A 2,408-nucleotide genomic window follows, 5' to 3' on the forward strand; every position below is an offset into this window, starting at 1 on the left:
TCCCTCACACCCGTGCGGGGCCGGCGCGGCCGGCCTCGCCACCGGCCCGGGAAGCTGCATGCGGACAAGGCCTACGACCACAAGGCGATCAGAGCCGAGATCCGCCGCAGAGGCATCATGGTCCGCATCGCCCGCAAGGGCGTCGAGTCCTCGCAACGCCTCGGCCGGCACCGGTGGATCGTCGAGTCGTGCCTGTCCTGGTTCACCAACAACCGCCGCCTCGCCCGCCGCTACGAACGCAAAGCCGAGCACTTCCAAGCCTTCGCCGACCTCGCAGCCATCCTCATCTGCCACCGCCGACTCGCAAAGATCACCAACTGAGACACCGCCTAAGTGGGGTTGATGCCTTTGTCGTGGACCTGGTCGCGGTAGATGTCGAAGTCGTAGGCCCGGTCGGCGTAGAGGCTTGTCCGGGCGTCGGCGGGGCCGGCCGCGTTTGCCGCGCACCGGCGGGACGGCGTCGATCAACGCCTTGGAGTTGGGTGATGTCGTGGCGGTTGCCGCCGGTCAGGCTGACGGCGAGTGGGATGCCCGCGCCGTCGGTGATGACGTGGTGTTTCGAGCCGGTCTTGGCGCGGTCGACCGGGCTCGGGCCGGTTTGGGCCGCCCTTGAGCGCTCGTACGTGTGAGCCGTCGATCACCGCCTTGGACCAGTCGAGCTTGTCCGCGGCGCGTAACTCGGCCAGCAGCACCTCGTGCAGGCTTTGCCAGACGCCGGCCTCGTGCCACTCAGCCAGCCGCCGCCAGCAGGTCATTTCGGAGCCGAAACCCAACTCCTGCGGCAGGTACTCCCACGGGATAGCCGTGTACAGCACGAACAGAATCCCGCACAGCACCTGCCGGTCCGGCACCCGTTTCCGCCCGGGGTTGCGCAACCGCAATTCCGCTGCGGGCAAAGCGCGCCGCAGTGCTGAACGCATCGCCCGGCGCTGCCACGCACACAGGAGCGGGCGGCGAGGCAAGGCCGGGCGCCCGTGCTACGGCCCGGTGATCTCCTTGGCGGCGCGCTCGCCGGACTCGACCGCGCCGTTGAGGTAGCCGAAGAACTCGATGGAGGTGTGTTCGCCGGCGAAGTGGATGTTGCCCTCACGGACGCCCTCGATGCCGAAGAAGCTCGTGTACTGACCGGGCCGTTGCGCCGAGTAGGCGCCCTTCGTCCATGGGTTGAGGGGCCAGGCGTCGCGGTAGGCCTTGCCGTTGTACGCGGCGCTGATGCCGGGGTAGATGGGCTCCAGCTGGTTCAGGAAACCCGTCACCTGCGCGGCTGGCGCCGCGCCGAACGCCGCACCCGTCCACGCCAGGGTCTGGCTGCCGCCCGGGAACTCGCAGAGCACGCCGGTGGTGGTCGGCTGGTTGACGGTGTCGTCCCAGGCGCACTGGAAGCCGGTCATGTTGGTGTAGGAGACACCGCCGTAGCCCTGGGTCACCCAGGGCCGCCTGGTGAACTGGGCGTGGATCTTGGCGTTGCTGCCCAGGTCGAACTGGTTGATGGAGCGCATCTTCACGGCCGAGAACCCGGCCTTGGTCAGGTCGCACTGGCGCAGCATGGTGAAGGGCAGGGCGAGGATCACCTTGTCGGAGGTGACGTCGACGTACGTGTTGCCGGCCTGGAAGGTGCAGGTGACCGAGCCGTTGGCGTTGGCCTTGACCGCGACAAGCTTGCGCTCCAGGGTCACGGTGCCGGCCGGCAGCTGGCCGGCCATGGTGGTGACGAGCTGGTCGTTGCCGCCGATGATGGTGTACTTCTCGTCGCCGCCGGTCAGTGGGTTGAGCGAGTTCGGTCCGTTCCAGCCGAGCAGGTAGATGAGGTTGAGCGCCGACTGCTGGTCCGGGTCGAGTCCGTACTCGGCCAGGGCGTTGCTCTGCATCAGCTTGGCGAAGCGGCTGGACAGGCCACCGGGGATGTTCGCGTCGAGCCATTGGTTGACGGTCTGGTTGTCCAGCGCCTGCCCGGCCGGGGTGTAGCTGTTGTAGGTCTGTGGGGACGGCGCCGCTTGCTGCGCCGCCTTGAACGCCTGGTACACCTGGCCCCAGTCGCTGTTCGCGGCCGAGTAGGGGTAGTCCGCGCCGTCGATCCAGTACTTGTCGCCGCCCGGCGGCTGGTTGCCGCCGTACGCGGCGCGCAGGCTGAGCCCGAGGCTGTTGGCGAGGCTGCGAATCGTGTTGTGCTCGGTGTTGATGAACGCGCCGCCGTGCTCGACGACCACGCCGTCGTCGAAGAAGCCGCGCAGGGTGTAGCAGCGCCCGCCGATGCGGGTGTTGCCCTCGTAGACCGACGCCCGGACGCCCTTGGTCTTGTAGAGCCAGTGAGCGGCGCGGATGCCAGCGAGCCCCGCACCGACGATCGTCACCGACGGGGCCGCAGGCGCGGCGGCGGCCGCGGCGGCCAGGCGGGTGGTGGCGGCCGT

2 protein-coding genes and 1 pseudogene are annotated in these 2,408 nt (G+C 68.9%); 1 reads left to right on the forward strand and 2 read right to left on the reverse strand.

Features of this window, described 5'->3' with window-relative positions:
* Positions 1-321 (forward strand): transposase (locus ABD352_RS20820; protein WP_344614097.1); only part of this gene is annotated, 321 nt, incomplete at its 5' end.
* Between the two features lie 14 nt (positions 322-335).
* Here the strand turns inward: ABD352_RS20820 and ABD352_RS20825 are convergent.
* Together ABD352_RS20825 and ABD352_RS20830 are read right to left on the reverse strand one after the other, a co-directional pair.
* Positions 336-920: pseudogene (locus ABD352_RS20825) on the reverse strand (IS5 family transposase); the annotation flags it as partial.
* A gap of 57 nt (positions 921-977) precedes the next feature.
* Positions 978-2,408: flavin monoamine oxidase family protein (locus tag ABD352_RS20830; protein ID WP_344614098.1), on the reverse strand; the 1,431-nt coding region annotated here is incomplete at its 5' end.

Source organism: Dactylosporangium salmoneum, assembly GCF_039532525.1.
GTDB lineage: Bacteria > Actinomycetota > Actinomycetes > Mycobacteriales > Micromonosporaceae > Dactylosporangium > Dactylosporangium salmoneum.